Raw genomic sequence first — 16835 nt, 5'->3', positions numbered from 1 at the left:
ACCGAACATGAGTGACGCAGCCGCAGAAAAAAACATCGATTTAAGCAGCAGCGAATATTATATAAACCGCGAATTAAGCCATTTGCAGTTTAATATTCGCGTACTGGAACAGGCACTGGATGACAGCTATCCATTACTGGAACGACTGTTTTTTCTGTGTATTTTCAGCAAAAATCTCGATGAGTTTTATGAGGTTCGCGTCGCCAACCTGACCCAGCAATTAACCTTTGCGCGTGAGCAGACCGGTGCCGATGGTATGCACCCGCAACAGGTATTAAGCAGCATTCATGCATTATGCAGCGCGACCGTTGAGCGCCAGTATGAAATTCTGAATGACACTTTGCTGCCGGCACTGGAAAAAGAAAATATACATTTTCTGCGCCGTGCCGACTGGAGTGAAGACCAGCGCAGCTGGGTTCGGGCCTATTTTGAAGACAGCATTCAACCGTTAATCAGCCCGATTGGGCTTGATCCTTCACATCCGTTTCCACGACTGGTTAATAAAAGTCTGAATTTTATTGTCGCCCTCGAAGGCAAAGACGCCTTTGGCCGTGAAACCGGTCTGGCGCTGATTCCGGCACCGCGTTCACTGCCACGCATTATCCGCGTACCGGACGAGCTCACCAAAGGCGGTGACAATTTTATTTTCCTGTCGTCAATGATTCATGAATATGCCGACGAACTGTTCCCCGGCATGACGGTAAAAGGCTGTTACCAGTTCCGTGTAACCCGTAACGCCGACCTTGAAATTGATCATGATGACACCGCCGACCTGGCATCGGCACTGGAAGACGAATTGCATTCGCGTAACTTTGGCGAAGAAATGCGTCTGGAAGTCGCCGACAATTGCCCGGAAGAACTGGCGAACTTTCTGCTGAAACAATTCAACCTGGATACCACCGACCTGTACCGCGTAAACGGGCCGGTTAACCTGGGTCGTCTGATTGAAGTGATCGGCCAGATTTCACGACCAGATCTGCAATACACTCCGTTTACTCCGGGGCTGCCGAAAAATATTAACTTCAACAAAAGTATTTTCGAGAGTATCCGCGACAAGGATACGCTGTTGCTGCACCCGTTCGAGTCTTTTACGCCTGTGGTCGATCTGCTGCGTGAAGCAGCCAAAGACCCTAACGTACGTGCGATTAAACAAACCCTGTATCGTACCGGGGCAAAATCAGAAATTGTGAACGCTCTGGTGGATGCTGCCCGTAACGGCAAAGAAGTGACCGTGGTTATTGAACTGCGTGCGCGCTTTGACGAAGAAGAAAACCTCTACCTGGCTAACCGCTTGCAGGAAGCCGGTGCGGTGGTGGTCTATGGTGTGGTGGGCTATAAAACCCACGCCAAGATGATGCTGATTGTGCGCAAAGAAGGCGATAAATATAAACGCTATGTGCATCTGGGTACCGGTAATTATCATGCCGGTAACGCCCGTGCTTATACCGATTACAGCTTCCTGACCGGCGATGATTCCATCGGTGAAGACGTACACAAGGTTTTCCAGCAGTTAACCGGTATGGGCGAAGCACTGCGCATTAAAAAATTATTCCATGCGCCTTTTACCCTGCACAAAAAACTGATTGAACTGGTTGACCGTGAGCGTTCCCATGCCGAAGCCGGCAAACCCGCGCTGATCCGCATGAAGGCCAACGGTCTGACCGAGCCAAAATTAATTCGCGCACTGTATAAAGCTTCACAGGCCGGGGTAAAAATCGATCTGATTATCCGTGGTATGTGCTGTTTACGTCCGGGCGTGGAAGGGGTATCGGAGAATATCCGTGTACGCTCTATTATTGGCCGTTTCCTTGAGCATTCGCGTGTTTACTATTTTCTGAATAACGGCAAAGATGAAATCTACGCCGCCAGTGCCGATCTGATGGAACGTAACCTGTTACGCCGGGTAGAAACCGCTTTCCCGATTGAAACCAGCAAACTGAAAGAACGTATGAAAAGCGAACTGGAAGTGTACATGCTGGATAACTGTCAGGCCTGGGACTTACAGTCCGATGGCAGTTATATTCGCGCGCAGCCTGCTGAAGGTGAAGACATGGTGAAAGCGCAGGCGATTCTGCTGGAAACACTGGCGGCAAGTTCGTCGTAAATAATTCCGCTTGGCATTGATAAAAAAAGAGCTTCAACAGAAGCTCTTTTTTTATGCCCTGGTTTACAGAAGAAGCTACAGAGGAGGTTACAGCGCAAAATCCCGCCTTAAAGTCAGCATCAAACGATCCTGATTATCAAACTGACCAAACTGCGTATCGTCTTTACCATCAAAGGCAACAGCCGCGAAGCCGACTTTCCACTGCGGTAAAAATTCATAGTTTACGGTTGCGCGCCATAACTGGCTGCTGTCGTCGACCCAGTTAACCAGCCATAACAGTCCGGTGGTTAAGCGGTATCGGCTCCAGTTTTTTTCCACCGACACTGACGATTCCCAAACATCATCATGATTGCTTTCTTCGTCGTACCAGTGGGTAGTCGCCAGCTGCAGATTCCAGGTCCATTCATTTTCCACCCGGTCAAATCCGAGCAGTGCCAAGGTACGGCTGCTGTCTTCAATACCTGCCGCGGTCTGCCGTCCTTCACGCAGGTAATGCGCAATATCGCTGCGCAATACCCAGTCACCCATGGGGCGTGCCAGCGATGTGCCAACCATGTCGCGCTCTGGCTGTTCGCGTACCAGCTGCGCATTTTCAAAGGTCAGCATTTCATCGGCATGATAGCCATGAAAGGCGTACAGTTCGATATCGTTGCCACCCCAGAATATTTTTCCGCGCCAGCCGATATCCACCCCACTGCCTTCTTCGTTGACTGCGGGTAAAGTCGCGGGCATACCGTTGGCCGCAAAGTCACTGCCAGCCGGTGCCAGGCGGGTCGTTTTACGCTGCACAGCAATAATTAATTGCTGCTCCCAGGTGTCACCGAAGTAATCGGTAATCAACATTCCCCGCGGTTGCCGGCCGAGTGAATAATTATCGAAATAAGGTAAAAGAAATTCGCGCAGGTCGAGCGGATTCCACACATCAACGATGCGGAAGTAATCCGCGCGGCCCCATGCCTGCTGTTGTTTCCCTGCGCGAATTTCAAAACGGTCGGCCGACCAGGTAAGGTAGAGCTCGCGCAACTCAGCATCGCTGCGCATTTCATCCCTTACCTCACCTTCGGCGTCGTCATACTGGCTGCGGTAACGGCCCAGTAAAATAGCGTTGGTTTTAAGCCGGCCGGTATTCATTTGCCCTTCCAGCAAACCTTCATAACGCTGACCGGGATCTTCACCAGAGTTTTTTCCTGCCCTTTCCTGCTGGCGTATTTCTGCATGCCCTTTGCCACTGAACGAAGGTGCGGCAAGCGCCACACCAGTCGCCAGTAACAGCGTAAATACAAGTGCAATCCGGATCATTACTGAATCCCGCTGCGCAGCGTACGCTCATTAAACAGACGGTCGGCAATGCCAACGTTGTAGGTTGTTTCTTTGCGCAGTAAGCGGGTAAAACCACCTTCGACATGGTTGGTCATTACCGCTTCGGTTACTGTCCAGTAGCCGTCAATTTCTTTCAGGCCGGTAACCTCAAAGGTTTTGATATGGCGGCCTTCGCGGTAAAACTCATCACGCATAATCAGCTGACGTTCGGCATCAACATAAATTACGCGCTGGCTGTAACCGGTGCGTGGATTTTCCAGACCATTGGCGGTATGTGCGGCAATTTTCTGCAGCGTGCGGCCGTTTATTTCTGCCGTACCCTGATCTTCGTAGAGGTAATCATTGACGCGCAGACGTTCGATATCGGCGAAGGAAAAATCGGTCCCCAGAAATGGGCCTTCTTTCGAGTTTGTAGCAATACGGCGCGACTGACGCAGTGCCGGTAAATACAGCCACTGGTCATCATCTTTGCCGCTGGCTTCTTCGTAGCTGAACATCAGAATACCGGTGCCGGCGGTATCGGCCGGGGCGGTGAAATACAGCACGGCTTTACGCTCGGCGCCGAACTTTTTTTCCAGCATTAACAGCTCACGTTCACGCACAAAACCATCACTCATGGTCTGTTCCAGAATCATGCGCGAACGGCGGTCATCACCATCGTCACGGTCACGCACCTGTTCCAGCAGGGCTTCCGGTTTAATGCTTTTTTCGCTGACCGCAAAAGCAGGCAGCATGGTCAGACCCAGCAGCGTAAGTGCGGCACTTTTCAGCAGTAATTTCATTATTCAGTCTCCGACGTCACCAATGCCCGGGCGCGGCAATCCAGCACGCGGTAATCACGTGCAGACGCCTGCCAGATACTGGTATGGGTAAGTTGATATTGAGCAAGAGGAGGGGCGCTCAGTGGTGCTTTATGGCCCAGTACCACCAGCTGTAACTGGCGGAAATCCGGGCGAGCCAGTGCCTGCAGGTCACGGCTGCGCAGGCTCTCGGCCATCATGTACATCTGCGCCAGAGCAGCATTGCTTTGCGGCAGGCCATTGGCATCGAGCAGTTCGCCACCCAAAATGCCGCCCAGATACGACAACAGATTCAGCGCCGAATAATTACGTCCGTGCTGGCTGTCCGGCGCACCCGGTGCGTTTTGCAATTGCTGCTGTGCCGTTGCCAGAGCCTGCAACGCGGCCACACCATCAGCACGCTGAGGCGTATCGTATTGCCACTGGGTCATATATAAACCGGCCAGCGGCCCCTGGTTTTCCGGCACGCTGACACATTGCGTACCGGCAGCGTTCAGGCTGGCGGCCAGATGCTCACTCAGTTGCTGCAAGCCTTCTGCGGTGGCCGGTTTTTTCAGCCGCAGCCACAGATGCGTGGCCTGAGCATCAGCCGATACCAGCCGCCGCTGCACCAGCGGATGCTCTTCCACCAGCGCCTGCAGACGCTGCATACCGGCGGCGTTCAGTTCGCCTTTTTCGATAATACGGCGGAAGCGCACTTCATCCTGCTGGGCGACGATCACATTCATGCTGGCCAGGCTGTCGATAGTGCGCAGCAAGGGCTCACCGGCGCTGTCCTGCACCTGCCACAGCCCTTCAACAGCAGCCACCAGTTGCGGCAACAGCTCCGCCTGATACACGCCGTGCGGCGGGTACAGGCTGATCACCTGCCATTCGTTATCCTGTATGGCCGGCTCTGCCTGCGCCGCCTGCACCGCTGCAAAAGGCAGCGAGCAGGCAAACGAACAAGCCAGCAACAGACGCTGCAGCTTAGGCATTGGCAGGCTCCGCCAGACCATCGTCGGCACGTTCAGCAACACTGGCCTGTGGTGCATCCGGACGATGGAAGGCCGGTAGCACCAGCAACGCAAACAGCGCGCTGAACAGCATGGTGAGCGAGATAAAGTAGCCCAGATTCACCAGTGCCTGATAACCCGACAGCGTCAGCACCAGGAAGCCAAAACCCAGCGCCAGGGTGTTGATCAGAATCGGCTTACCGCAGTATTGCAGCGCATTGGCCACCAGCTCGGCCTGATCCTGACCTTTGCTGAGACGCAGCGCGGCGATGGTGTGAATGGCGTAGTCGATGCCGATACCGAACGAAATTGCCGCAATAATGGATGTGCCGATATCCAGCGCAGTGCCGGTTAGTGCCATCAGGGTGAATACACCCACCAGCGTGAACAGCAGTGGCAGCAGCGCCAGCAGACCCAGACGCAGCGAACGCAGAATAGCGACCACCAGCAGCGCAATCAGCACCACCGCCAGCAGCAGACTCTGGATCTGACCACCGACCACAGCATCGGTGGTGGACACCAGAATTTCACCATAACCGGCGGCGCGGATACTGACCCCGGCCGGCAGCACAGTGCGGGCTTCGTTCATCACGCGTTCAATCACGGCACCCACTTCGGATGAGCGGTCACTGTGCAGTACGGTAAGAATGCGTCCATTGGAGAAGCGGCGGTCAACCACATCAAACAGATCCTGACCGTTGGCGTTTTCGTACAGCAGGTAGTACTGCGCCAGCATCGGCTGGGTCAGGTCTGACGGCAGACGGTAATCTGCAGCACTGCCGCTGGTCTCACCTTCACCAGCACTCAGCACCTGATGCATGCGCTCGATAAAGTTCACCGGCGAAATGGTAAAGCCCACCAGCGGATCGTTATTCAGCTGCTGCTGCAGTTTTTCCACCGCCAGCATCACCTGCGGCTGCTTGAAGGCATCCACTTCTTTGCTTTCCAGCAGGAAGCTGACCACGGTGGAGCCACCGAAGTTGGCGTTGATCGCGGCGTCATCCTGACGGATACGGCTGTCCGGCTCGAAGTAACCAATCACCTGGTTGTCCACCGTCAGGTTCTGCTGGGTGTACACCAGCCCCACCACCATCAGTGCCAGCACCGCCAGCACCACGGTTTTACCATGGCCAGCGACGCGACCGAGCAGGCCCATAAAGCGGCTGATCAGATCGCTGACCAGTAAGCCAAAACGTGGCCGCGGGGCTTTCCACAGGATCACCAGCGCCGGTAAGAACAGCATGGTGACGATCCAGGCGAACATAACACCCAGACCGACGAAGATGCCGAACTCACGGATAAAGATCACCTCGGTCCAGCTCAGGGCGAAGAAACCGGCCATGGTCGTCACGCTGGTTACCAGCATCGGCCAGAACAGCTTGCGCAAAGCATCCGAGGCCGCCTGAGTACGGGCCGCACGGTCCGGGTTATCCGGCAGCAGACGGTAATAGGTGGAGAGGAAGTGGATCGCGTCGCAGACGGCGATGGCGATGATAAACACCGGCAGCATAGAGGTAACGATGTTCTGTTTTACGCCGAAAGCCGCCATGGCGCCCAGCGTCCAGAACAGCGAAATCACGGCAATCAGCAGCGGCGCAACCACACCTTGCAGACGGCCAAAGCTGAGCAGCAGCACGATAATAATCACCAGCAACACACCCGGCAGCAGGGTCTGATTATCCTGCTCCATACTGGTGGCGGTCTGCGCGGCGATCATTGGCGGGCCACTCAGGTACACGCGGTCGCTGAAGCCTTCACGCGCGGAGATATCGCTAATAATGCGGCTGATTTCACCGTAGGCCAGCAGCATCGCCGGAGAGTCGTCTTCGGCGATATTGAACTCCACCTGAATAGTGGTGGCGTTACCTTTGGGCGATATCAGGCCGTTAATAAACATCGGGTTGGCCAGTACGGCTTCACGCAGCGCCTGACGCTCGGCATCGGTCTGCGGCAGGGTTTTCATCAGCGGACGGACATCCAGACCGCCGGTAAAGGCTTCGATATGTTCCATGCGCGCCAGGCTGCGCACACGTTTAACCGGACGCAGACGCACCGCCAGATTTTCCAGCCAGGCCTTATCCGGCACGCTCAGACCTTCCTGCTGCGCCAGACGCTGCAGTACAGGAATATCCTGCGGCGTAAGGCCATCCTGCAGCAGGGCATTGACCTGCGGCATGGTCAGCACCTCTGCCGCCGCCAGTGCATTCAGGCGCTGGCTATCGGCATCGCTGATCAGCAACATACGCTCAAAGGCACGGCTCAGTTCCAGCACGGTCGCCAGACTCTGGGCGTTGAAGACATTGCCTTCAGGGTTATCGATAGCGACAAAGGCCTGCTCACCGGAGTTGGAGAACAGACGCTTGGTGTCGTGGTCGGCCACCCGGCTGGGGTGGCTGTTATCGATCATGTAGGGCGTGCTGTTAATCTGCAGCTGGCCGGCAGCGCCGAGGGCGACAACGGTTACCAGCAACAGACCCAGCATCATCAGCCAGGGATGACGCTGCACCCCGGTAAACAATTGCATTACGGCGTTCATGCGATGGCCTCCTCAGCCGGTTTGCTGAAGGCGGTGGTGCCCTGATTCTGGTACACGCCAAGGTTCAGACCTTCGCGGGCCTGCTCACCACGGCGGAAACCTTCGACCAGATTGGTCCAGATCACATGGCGGTGAATTTCGATGGTGCCACCGGCAAAGAACACGCCGATGGAGTCACGCAGCAGACGCTCAAAATACTTGTCGCGGCGGTAGCCGGAATTACCGTGAATACGGATGGCGTTGATACAGGCTTCGTGCAGGCTTTCGGTAGCGATCATCTTCACCAGCGATGCCAGACTGGAACAGTCGATACCCTGCTCCATGCTGTCCATAGCCCGCAGCAGTACACTGCGCAGCACTTCAATCTGGCAGTACATTTCGACGATCTGGCCCTGAATATACTGGTTTTCACCAATCGGACGACCAAAGGCCAGACGCTCCTGGCTGTAGCGCAGGCAGTCTTCCATCAGCGGTTCCATACAGCCGGTAATCACCAGACCGGTCAGCACACGCTCGACCAGGAAAGCGAAATACAGCACGTTCAGGCCACCGCCAACGCCGCCAACTACGGCCGATTCCGGCAGCAGGACGTTATTAAAGTTAAAGGCACCGATCGGCGTGCCACGGTTGCCCAGCAGTTCAAAGGGTTCGCTGCGCTCCAGCCCCGGCACATCGGTGCCGGTAATAAAACAGGTAACGGATTTATCACCGGCACCTTCAACATGGGCAAAGGTCATCACCACATCGGCCTGCGGCGCGTTGGTGATGTTCCACTTCTGACCGTTAATGCGGAAACCATCCAGCTCCTGAGAAGCGGCCAGCTTCATCGCCCGTACATCCGAGCCACAGCCCTGTTCGGTGATGGCAAAGGAGCCCAGCAGCTCGCCACGGATCAGCCCCGGCAGCCAGCGCTGTTTCTGTTCTTCAGTGCCGTAGCTGAGCAGACCGGCCTGCACCAGACCGACCTGAGCAACAAAGGACACCAGCACGCCCATGTCCTGACAGCCACGGGCAAAACCTTCAAGCGCGGCGGCGAATTCGCGCAGGCCCAGACCACGGCCACCGAATTCTTCCGGCATATGCAGACCAAACAGACCGCTGGCGCCGAGGTCACGCCAGATCTGACGATCAAACGTCAGGGTCACATCACGCGAGGCGGCACTCGGGCGTACGCGCTTAAGGGCAACCTGTTCGTAAAAATCACGGATTTCCTGCTGTTGTTCATTCCATACCGATTTCATAACTGAGCCTCCAATTCCTTAGCTGCGTTACTGCGGCTTGCACTTAAGGCAGCCAGCAGTGCGTTGTCATCCAGATCGAGCAGAGCTTCTACTTCATCGGCACGCGCCTGATTAATGTCCGCCAGCAACAGCCAGAACGGACGCACATCGCGGCCAACATAACGGTGGTGATAGAGATGATCCGCCGGCAAACAGGATTCGCGCGCCGGCAGCAGTTGCGGGTTAAAACCGAAGAAAGTGAGGTTGCGCAGGGTGACGTTTTTCTCGCCGTCACCAACAAAGGCGCTGATGCCATAACGGCTATCAGAGACCACCCGACGATAAGCGGTCAGCAGCATGATACCGACACGGGCATTGCGTACCGGATCATCCAGCTCGGCTTTGGTTACCCGGCCAATTTCACGCACGGCTGCGGTTGGCAGGCCCTGCAGTTCACTGACAGCGGCATACAGATCGCGGCCAAACGCCTGCTCAACACCAAAGTGCGGACGCTCTGCGCTGGAAAACGGCAGGCTGTCAGACAACGGCGCTTTCAGCGTGGAATAACCCAGCAGCTGGCCATTGTCGGTATCGATCAGCACCAGATGCACATCCTGCGGATGCAGGTTGCTCAGCGGCTCGTGATGCAGCAGACGGCGCGCGGCCTGATCAGGGTTGATAAAACCAACACGGGCGTAATGCACAAAGGCAAAACGCAACAGTTGGCGTGCCAGCGGCCCGGCCAGTTGCTCATGGGGAATAGCAAAGGCCGAGATGCCGGCACGTTCGGTCAGCAGCTGATCGCGGTAGTTATGCAACTCCGGCATCAGCGGCAATTGGTAGTGACGCAGTGAGCGCTCAAGAAAGAACGGATCACTGTCGCCGCCCGGGCCGTTAGCCCAGGCACGCAGACCCGTGCGCAGTTCATTCAGCGCGGCTTCGTCGCGGGCCTGATCATCACTGACCCGGGGCTTGCGCATCAGGCTCCACAGGTCGACGTAGTTTTCGGTTTCAACCGCACGGTCGTTAATAATATCGAGCACCAGCGTCGAACCCAGCACACCAAATAAATTCGCCGCCAGACACAGCTGCGAGGTGTAATCTTTACCCTGCTGATGACGCGCCAGTTCGTCGAACATTTCCACCGGAATAAATTCATCCGGAATAAGACGTGCACAGGCCTGTAACGGGTCCAGCGTTGCCACTTCTTCGGCGTTCAGCAGTCCGGCCATTAATGGCAGTGTGCCATCGCGGTAATCAAACACCGGTACGTACTGCGCGGCAGCCATGTCGTAACCACAGATCACGGCTTTTTTATTGCGGTGCGCCACTTCGTGCAGCAGGAATTTCATTTCCAGCCCCGAGCGGCCGGTAACATCCACCGCATCAACAATGACATCCGCCCACTCAACCAGCGCATCGACGTTGTCGGGGGTAATGCCATTGCCGTAACCGTCGATTTGTACAAACGGATTTATCTGGCTCATGCGCTCGTGGAAAACATCCACTTTGGAGCGGCCGACATCGGTCAGTACCATATTCTGACGGTTAGCATTATTCAGTTCATAACTGCCGTTATCGGCCAGCACCAGATGCTCTGCACCGCTGCGCACCAGCACCTCAATAACACTGCCACCGGTCGAACCACAGCCGGCAATCAGGATGTGTGCATTGCGCAAACGCTGTTGTTCTTCATCGCTGATAAAACCCGCATTGCGCAGCGTAAATTCGTGATAAAAACTTTGGGCGTCTCCCGACCAGCCCGGATTTTGCTCTGCCATAATCCCCTCCTGACAAGCTGCCATTCCATCCTGAAAATTAATTCCACAGATCTGCCGGTATTGATGCGGACACGGAAAAACAAGGGTTTTTCGTTGCGTATGCCACACGACCGTTCTGCTCAGGTCTGCGGAGCCCGGATGCTAGGGAGGGCATTCATGACAGCACAACCACCGATTCCGGATTGCTGTCATGAAAAAAACTGCTGAGTTTTCTGATAATAAAAATTGTGTAAAAACTGCAATAAAAGTGACACGACCGTACAGTCAAAATAGGCGGCGGACAACGCAATAAGGTCGGTGAAATACAATACGGAAGTGGTTGATTTTTAAGCGCTGGTAAAATGAAGTTAAAAAAAACAGCGCTCATGGCGCTGTTTTTTTATGCTGTATTTTTTTCAGGCCGAAGCCGGTAATAAACGATGCAGATCGGGCGGCACCTGTGCCAGATCCCAAAGGAAACTGTCCAGTTTGAACGTTGCATTACGGATCTGATGATCAATCTGTGCCAGCTCCTGCTGTACCTGTAAAAAACGCTGCTGGCGACGCATAGCCGACAAAGCCAGTTTTACTTTTTCCGGATCGGAACCCACATACTGGCGTTTGCGCTTACCATTTTTCTGCGGCTCAATCAGATACAGATAACGCCCCTGATGCCAGAACGGAGTGGCATCAACCCTTGGCAATTGCCGCATATCATCCAGTTCGCTGAGTAAATGCGTGCGCAATACTTTCAGGCGTTCCAGCTGATCGTGAATACGTTCAACTTTATCGCCCAGTAATTGCTGATCTCCCATTCCCTGTAAATGAATCTGCTGCCGCGATAAATCGGTTACGGTCATCATGCAGCCACGGAAACTGCCATCACTGCTGGGAATTGCGGTAGCGGAAATCTGCACCCAGTGCATATCGCGGCTGCGGCTGATCAGACGGACGGTAAAACGGCTGCTGCCCTGCATGCTGAATAAACGCTGGCGTAATAATTCGGCGTCGTCGCGCGGCATCAGTTCAGTTAAGGGCCGCCCGGCCAGTTCTGCCGGAGCATAACCACAGAGACGAACCAGATACGGATTCATATAGGTGATATGTCCGCCGGCATTCACCACCAGCATGCCGTCTTCGGCAAGCTCTACCAGTGTTTCATAGCAGCGGCTGCGCTCATTGCTGGTACAGGTAGTGATTTTTGGCAGTGGCGTTTCATCCACTGCGCTGTGCGAAAAAGACACCGGTACTTCCATATCAGGATCGTACTGGCTCAGCAGGTGAATCAGATCTGCGGCACGCATTGGCCAATCCTCCGTGATACTGCGCCAAAAGACTCTGCGGCGGGAGTCACGATGCTGAATCATTTCACGCATCGTAATCCTGTCGCCAAAAGACAATAGTCACGATGCTGAATCAGCTCATGCATCGTAATCCTGTCGCCAAAAGACATTGCCCGCGATGATGAATGAGCCGGACAGGCGACGCAAGCTTCAGGCGATTTCGAGGCTGAAACCTGCACCTTTCTGCTGACTGACTTCCGCCGCCAGATCGCGGGCGGTCAGCGGATGCTCTGCCAGCCAGCCTTCCGGCAATACCAGTTGCAGACGATCGCCCTCGCTGCGCAACAGCGGACAGGGAACCGGATGCGCGCCACGACTGTGATTGAGCACCACCGCCAGACGCAGTAAGCGCGTGATCTGAATCATCGCCGTGCGGCTGGCCGGAGCGATTTCGGAAAAACACTCAGGCAGAAATTTACGCCGGTGGCTGCGAACCATGGCCGCCAGTTTGGCTTGCCCCTGACGGGTAAAACCGAGTAAATCCGCATGTTGCACTAAATAAGCGCCGTGTTTATGGAAGCCACTGTGCGCAATGCTCAGACCGATTTCATGTAACTGTGACGCCCAATCGAGCCAGTAACCCCAGCCGTTATCGAGCTTCCAGTCTTTCTGTACCTGAGCAAACAGGGCGCGCGCCATTTCTTTCACCCGCTGCGCCTGAGCAGTATCGACATAAAAGCGCTCGGCCATGGCCTGTACCGTACGTTCGCGGACATTCTCATGGGTAGAACGCCCGACCAGGTCCCACAATGCGCCTTCGCGCAGCGCTCCATCGGAATAAATCATGCGTTCCAGACCGAAGGTATCGAACACCGCCTGCAGAATCGCCAGTCCGCCGATAAATACCTGACGCCGTTCCGGTTTCACTCCCGGCAGACTGACATCATCTGTAGTGGCGTATTGCAGCATCTGTTTGCGCAGTTTTTTCAGCCCGGCAGGCGTGATGCCTTCCGCTTCCCAGCCGTTTTCCACCAGTGCCTGTTCCGCCGCACGGATAGTACCGGAGGAACCCACCGCGCTGTGCCAGCCCAGCTGTTTGTAATGGGTTTCGATGTTCAGCAGTTCCTGACGCGCCGCATCAACGGCGTCATCAAAACGCGCTTCGGTTATCACGCCATCCGGGAAAAACTGTTTCGTATAGGAAACGCAGCCCATATGCAGGCTTTCCAGCGCCTTGGGTTCAAAGCGTTCGCCAATAATAAATTCGGTACTGCCACCGCCGATATCCACCACCAGACGGCGACCGGCATCGTCAGCCAGCGTGTGCGCCACACCGAGATAAATAAGGCGTGCTTCTTCGCGCCCGGCAATGACTTCAATCGGGTAACCCAGAATCTCTTCAGCGCGTTCAATAAACTGCTGACGGTTGCGCGCCGCGCGCAGTGCATTGGTGGCCAGCACACTCACCCGGCGTGGTTCCATGCCCTGCATAAACTGCGCAAACTCGCGCAGGCACTCGAGTCCGCGCTGTTGCGCTTCTTCCGACAGAATGCCACGTTCATCCAGACCGGCAGCCAGCTGAACCTTCTGACCACGACGTTCAAGGGTACGTATTTCGCCCTGAAACTCCTGTGCGATGACCATATGAAAACTGTTGGAACCCAGGTCCACCGCTGCGATCAGATCGTTCATCGCGCCAGTGTTATCTGTCATAACTACTTTCCTGAATACTGGTAACCCTGCACCGCGAATACACCGGATGCGGGTTTATGCTCTGCCGGAACAGACTTTAAAAGTGCTGCCGCCGACCCCATTTAGCGAATAAGACTGAATATGCAGCCAGCGACATCCTACGTCCAGCGGAGAATCGGTAATTGATTCCAGACAAAGCCGGCGTACAATGCGGGGCTGCGAAACTTAAATTCCACAGGGGAAACACATGAGCGACAACATCCTGACCGTAACCGACGACTCCTTCGATGCCGATGTACTGGGCTCTGACGTACCTGTACTGGTTGATTTCTGGGCTGAGTGGTGTGGTCCGTGCAAAATGATTGCGCCGGTGCTGGAAGAGATTGCCGAAGAATATGACGGCAAACTGAAAATCGCCAAACTGAACATCGACCAGAACGAAGCCACTGCACCTAAGTTTGGCATCCGCTCTATCCCTACCCTGATCCTGTTCAAAAATGGTCAGGCAGAAGCCACCAAAATTGGTGCGATGAGCAAATCTGAACTGGCTGCTTTCATCGAGCAGGCTCTCTGATAAGCCATTGCCTACCTTGGTAGCAGCTTGTTTATAAAAAGGCGCCACAGGCGCCTTTTTCTGTAGACACCCAAAAACAATGTGTCTATAGTCTGTTGATGTTCGGGGTTCCCCCACGCATTCCTCTCTTGATGAATCATCAAAAATCCTTCAATAACTGCAATAAACACCAGCCCTTTATGAATCTTTCTGATCTGAAACTGAAGTCCGTTCCTCAGCTCCTGGAAATAGCCAAGGAGATGAATCTTGAGAACGTCAGCCGCACCCGCAAACAGGACATTATCTTTGCCATCCTGAAACACCACGCGAAAAGCGGTGAAGACATCTACGGTGATGGCGTACTGGAAATTCTTCAGGATGGTTTTGGCTTCCTGCGCAGTGCCAACAGCTCCTACCTTGCAGGCCCCGACGACATCTACGTGTCACCGAGTCAGATCCGTCGTTTTAACCTGCGCAAAGGTGATGAGGTTGCCGGTAAAATCCGCCCACCGAAAGAAGGCGAACGCTACTTCGCGTTACTGAAGGTTAACCAGATTAACGGCGATAAGCCGGAAAACACCAAATCCAAAGTCCTGTTCGAAAACCTTACCCCACTGTTCCCACAAGAGCGTTTTGTCCTCGAACAGGGTAACGGCTCTACCGAAGATTTATCCTCCCGTGTACTCGACCTGGTTGCGCCAATCGGTAAAGGCCAGCGTGGTCTGATCGTGGCACCGCCAAAAGCCGGTAAAACCATGCTGCTGCAGACCATTGCACAGTCAATTACCCGCAACAATCCGGAATGTGACCTGATCGTTCTGCTGATCGACGAACGTCCGGAAGAAGTAACCGAGATGAAACGCTCGGTACGCGGTGAAGTGGTTGCCTCGACGTTCGATGAGCCACCGGCACGTCACGTTCAGGTTGCTGAAATGGTGATCGAAAAAGCCAAGCGTCTGGTTGAACACAAACGCGACGTGGTGATTCTGCTCGACTCCATTACCCGTCTGGCCCGTGCTTACAACACCGTTGTACCAAGCTCAGGCAAGGTACTGACCGGTGGTGTGGATGCCAACGCGCTGGAAAAACCAAAGCGCTTCTTCGGTGCTGCCCGTAATGTTGAAGAAGGCGGCTCGCTGACCATTATCGCCACCACGCTGGTTGATACCGGTTCGAAGATGGACGAAGTGATCTACGAAGAATTCAAGGGTACCGGTAACCAGGAACTGCACCTCGACCGTAAAGTGGCCGAGAAGCGTATCTACCCGGCCATCAACATCCGTCGTTCCGGTACCCGCCGTGAAGATATGATGTTTGATGAAATGTCGCTGCAGCGTCTGTGGATTCTGCGTCGCCTGCTGACCGAGATGGAAGATGTTCAGGCCATCGAGTTCCTGCTCGATAAGCTGCGTCAGACCAAAACCAATGACGACTTCTTCGACTCTATGCGCGGTGGTTCAGGCAAATAAGCCTGACCTGCGCGACCAGAAAGGCCTCCCTTGCGGAGGCTTTTTTATGTCTGCAGGAAACGCGTGCATACAAACAGCGCGCATAAAAAAACCGCCCGCAGGCGGTTTTATAAGAGAGACGGTTTAATCATAAAACCGCATCGGCATCAGGCTGGCATTAATGCCCCACCCATGGCTTCTTTCAGTTTCTTCATCGCGTTCTTTTCCAGCTGACGGATACGCTCAGCAGATACCTGATAAACCGCCGCCAGATCGTGCAGAGTGGCTTTTTCTTCACTCAGCCAGCGCTGCTGCAGAATTGCACGGCTGCGCTCATCCAGCTGATCCAGCGCCATATGCAGACGGTCGTTGGAATCCTGCTCGAAGTTATCCGACTCAACCATCAGTGCCGGATCAGCACTGTGATCTTCCAGATAATGAGCCGGAGCCTGATAGGCGGTTTCGTCATCGTCATCGACGCCGGCATCAAAGGCCGCATCGTAAGCATTCAGACGACCTTCCATCTCGAATACGGTTTTGGTTTCCACACCGAGATCTTCGGCAATGGATTTGGCTTCTGCCTGGCTCAGCCAGCCCAGACGCTTCTTCTGGCTGCGCAGGTTAAAGAACAGCTTACGCTGGGCCTTGGTGGTGGCCACTTTAACGATGCGCCAGTTGCGCAGAATAAATTCGTGAATTTCGGCCTTGATCCAGTGCACAGCGAAGGACACCAGACGCACACCCACTTCCGGGTTAAAACGCTTAACAGCCTTCATCAGGCCAACGTTACCTTCCTGAATCAGGTCAGCCTGATTCAGACCATAGCCGGAGTAGCTGCGGGCAATATGGACAACAAAACGCATGTGCGCCATAACCAGACGGCGTGCGGCTTCGAGATCGGCGTGATAATGAAGTTGTTCCGCCAGATGCTTCTCTTCTTCCGGGGTGAGCACAGGAATCGCATTAACCGTGGCAATGTACGACTCCAAGTTTGCACCAGGGGACAAAGCGTTAACGGCTTGCATACCTTTGTTCATTGAACCTTCCTCTTAATGCCTCTGTGAGGTGCTTTTTGCAGCCTCTGCGAAGTATGTTGGCGACTGAGTTTAGCACTTGCAAAGTCT

The 16835-nt window shown here is 54.6% G+C and carries 12 protein-coding genes; 3 read left to right on the top strand and 9 right to left on the bottom strand.

The window, feature by feature from the left end; genetic code table 11:
- The first annotated feature begins 7 nt into the window (after positions 1-7).
- A complete protein-coding gene (gene ppk1, locus LGT44_RS05975) occupies positions 8-2104 on the top strand; it encodes a polyphosphate kinase 1 (RefSeq protein WP_225691180.1) in 2097 nt (698 codons plus the stop codon).
- Positions 2105-2191: 87 nt separating this feature from the next.
- Here the strand turns inward: ppk1 and LGT44_RS05970 are convergent, their stop codons facing one another.
- The 8 genes from LGT44_RS05970 to ppx form a co-directional block, all read right to left on the bottom strand.
- A complete protein-coding gene (locus LGT44_RS05970) occupies positions 2192-3403 on the bottom strand; it encodes a DUF1302 family protein (protein ID WP_230331005.1) in 1212 nt (403 codons plus the stop codon).
- Positions 3403-4206, bottom strand: coding sequence for an outer membrane lipoprotein-sorting protein (locus LGT44_RS05965; RefSeq protein WP_230331004.1), 804 nt, complete (start codon positions 4204-4206; stop codon positions 3403-3405). Before LGT44_RS05965 ends, LGT44_RS05970 begins: the two co-directional genes overlap by 1 nt.
- Complete coding sequence (locus tag LGT44_RS05960) at positions 4206-5201, bottom strand: hypothetical protein (protein WP_230331003.1); 996 nt, start codon at positions 5199-5201, stop codon at positions 4206-4208. The genes LGT44_RS05965 and LGT44_RS05960 overlap by 1 nt, the downstream gene beginning before the upstream one ends.
- Positions 5194-7755, bottom strand: a complete 2562-nt coding sequence (locus LGT44_RS05955) for an efflux RND transporter permease subunit (RefSeq protein WP_230331002.1) — start codon at positions 7753-7755, stop codon at positions 5194-5196. The genes LGT44_RS05960 and LGT44_RS05955 overlap by 8 nt, the downstream gene beginning before the upstream one ends.
- Positions 7752-8996, bottom strand: coding sequence for an acyl-CoA dehydrogenase family protein (locus tag LGT44_RS05950; RefSeq protein ID WP_225691185.1), 1245 nt, complete (start codon positions 8994-8996; stop codon positions 7752-7754). The genes LGT44_RS05955 and LGT44_RS05950 overlap by 4 nt, the downstream gene beginning before the upstream one ends.
- Positions 8993-10756 carry a HesA/MoeB/ThiF family protein gene (locus LGT44_RS05945; RefSeq protein WP_186435831.1) on the bottom strand — a complete coding sequence of 588 codons (1764 nt, stop codon included), beginning with the start codon at positions 10754-10756 and terminating at the stop codon, positions 8993-8995. The genes LGT44_RS05950 and LGT44_RS05945 overlap by 4 nt, the downstream gene beginning before the upstream one ends.
- A 395-nt stretch (positions 10757-11151) precedes the next feature.
- Positions 11152-12039, bottom strand: coding sequence for a PAS domain S-box protein (locus LGT44_RS05940; RefSeq protein ID WP_225691187.1), 888 nt, complete (start codon positions 12037-12039; stop codon positions 11152-11154).
- Positions 12040-12228: 189 nt separating this feature from the next.
- Positions 12229-13731: an exopolyphosphatase gene (ppx, locus tag LGT44_RS05935; RefSeq protein ID WP_225691188.1), complete on the bottom strand. Its 1503-nt coding sequence runs from the start codon at positions 13729-13731 to the stop codon at positions 12229-12231.
- 226 nt (positions 13732-13957) lie between these two features.
- Between ppx and trxA the strand changes: the two genes are divergently transcribed.
- Both trxA and rho read left to right on the top strand, forming a co-directional pair.
- Positions 13958-14284 (top strand): thioredoxin TrxA, encoded by a 327-nt coding sequence (gene trxA / locus LGT44_RS05930; protein ID WP_145467618.1) that lies wholly within the window; start codon positions 13958-13960, stop codon positions 14282-14284.
- Positions 14285-14463: 179 nt separating this feature from the next.
- Positions 14464-15732 carry a transcription termination factor Rho gene (gene rho, locus LGT44_RS05925; protein ID WP_145467616.1) on the top strand — a complete coding sequence of 423 codons (1269 nt, stop codon included), beginning with the start codon at positions 14464-14466 and terminating at the stop codon, positions 15730-15732.
- A gap of 146 nt (positions 15733-15878) precedes the next feature.
- Here rho and rpoH read toward each other — a convergent pair whose 3' ends face one another.
- Complete coding sequence (gene rpoH / locus LGT44_RS05920) at positions 15879-16748, bottom strand: RNA polymerase sigma factor RpoH (RefSeq protein WP_230331001.1); 870 nt, start codon at positions 16746-16748, stop codon at positions 15879-15881.
- Between the last annotated feature and the right edge of the window lie 87 nt (positions 16749-16835).

Source organism: Thalassolituus alkanivorans (assembly GCF_020447205.1).
Taxonomy (GTDB): Bacteria; Pseudomonadota; Gammaproteobacteria; order Pseudomonadales; family Oceanobacteraceae; genus Venatoribacter; species Venatoribacter alkanivorans.
This window is presented reverse-complemented; position numbering and strand designations above follow the sequence as displayed.

What these genes read in the sequence shown, in the direction of transcription:
- ppk1 (WP_225691180.1), top strand. Translation starts at nt 8, where the DNA reads ATGAGTGACGCAGCCGCAGAAAAAAACATCGATTTAAGCAGCAGCGAA.
- LGT44_RS05970 (WP_230331005.1), bottom strand. Translation starts at nt 3,403, where the DNA reads ATGATCCGGATTGCACTTGTATTTACGCTGTTACTGGCGACTGGTGTG.
- LGT44_RS05965 (WP_230331004.1), bottom strand. Translation starts at nt 4,206, where the DNA reads ATGAAATTACTGCTGAAAAGTGCCGCACTTACGCTGCTGGGTCTGACC.
- LGT44_RS05960 (WP_230331003.1), bottom strand. Translation starts at nt 5,201, where the DNA reads ATGCCTAAGCTGCAGCGTCTGTTGCTGGCTTGTTCGTTTGCCTGCTCG.
- LGT44_RS05955 (WP_230331002.1), bottom strand. Translation starts at nt 7,755, where the DNA reads ATGAACGCCGTAATGCAATTGTTTACCGGGGTGCAGCGTCATCCCTGG.
- LGT44_RS05950 (WP_225691185.1), bottom strand. Translation starts at nt 8,996, where the DNA reads ATGAAATCGGTATGGAATGAACAACAGCAGGAAATCCGTGATTTTTAC.
- LGT44_RS05945 (WP_186435831.1), bottom strand. Translation starts at nt 10,756, where the DNA reads ATGGCAGAGCAAAATCCGGGCTGGTCGGGAGACGCCCAAAGTTTTTAT.
- LGT44_RS05940 (WP_225691187.1), bottom strand. Translation starts at nt 12,039, where the DNA reads ATGCGTGCCGCAGATCTGATTCACCTGCTGAGCCAGTACGATCCTGAT.
- ppx (WP_225691188.1), bottom strand. Translation starts at nt 13,731, where the DNA reads ATGACAGATAACACTGGCGCGATGAACGATCTGATCGCAGCGGTGGAC.
- trxA (WP_145467618.1), top strand. Translation starts at nt 13,958, where the DNA reads ATGAGCGACAACATCCTGACCGTAACCGACGACTCCTTCGATGCCGAT.
- rho (WP_145467616.1), top strand. Translation starts at nt 14,464, where the DNA reads ATGAATCTTTCTGATCTGAAACTGAAGTCCGTTCCTCAGCTCCTGGAA.
- rpoH (WP_230331001.1), bottom strand. Translation starts at nt 16,748, where the DNA reads ATGAACAAAGGTATGCAAGCCGTTAACGCTTTGTCCCCTGGTGCAAAC.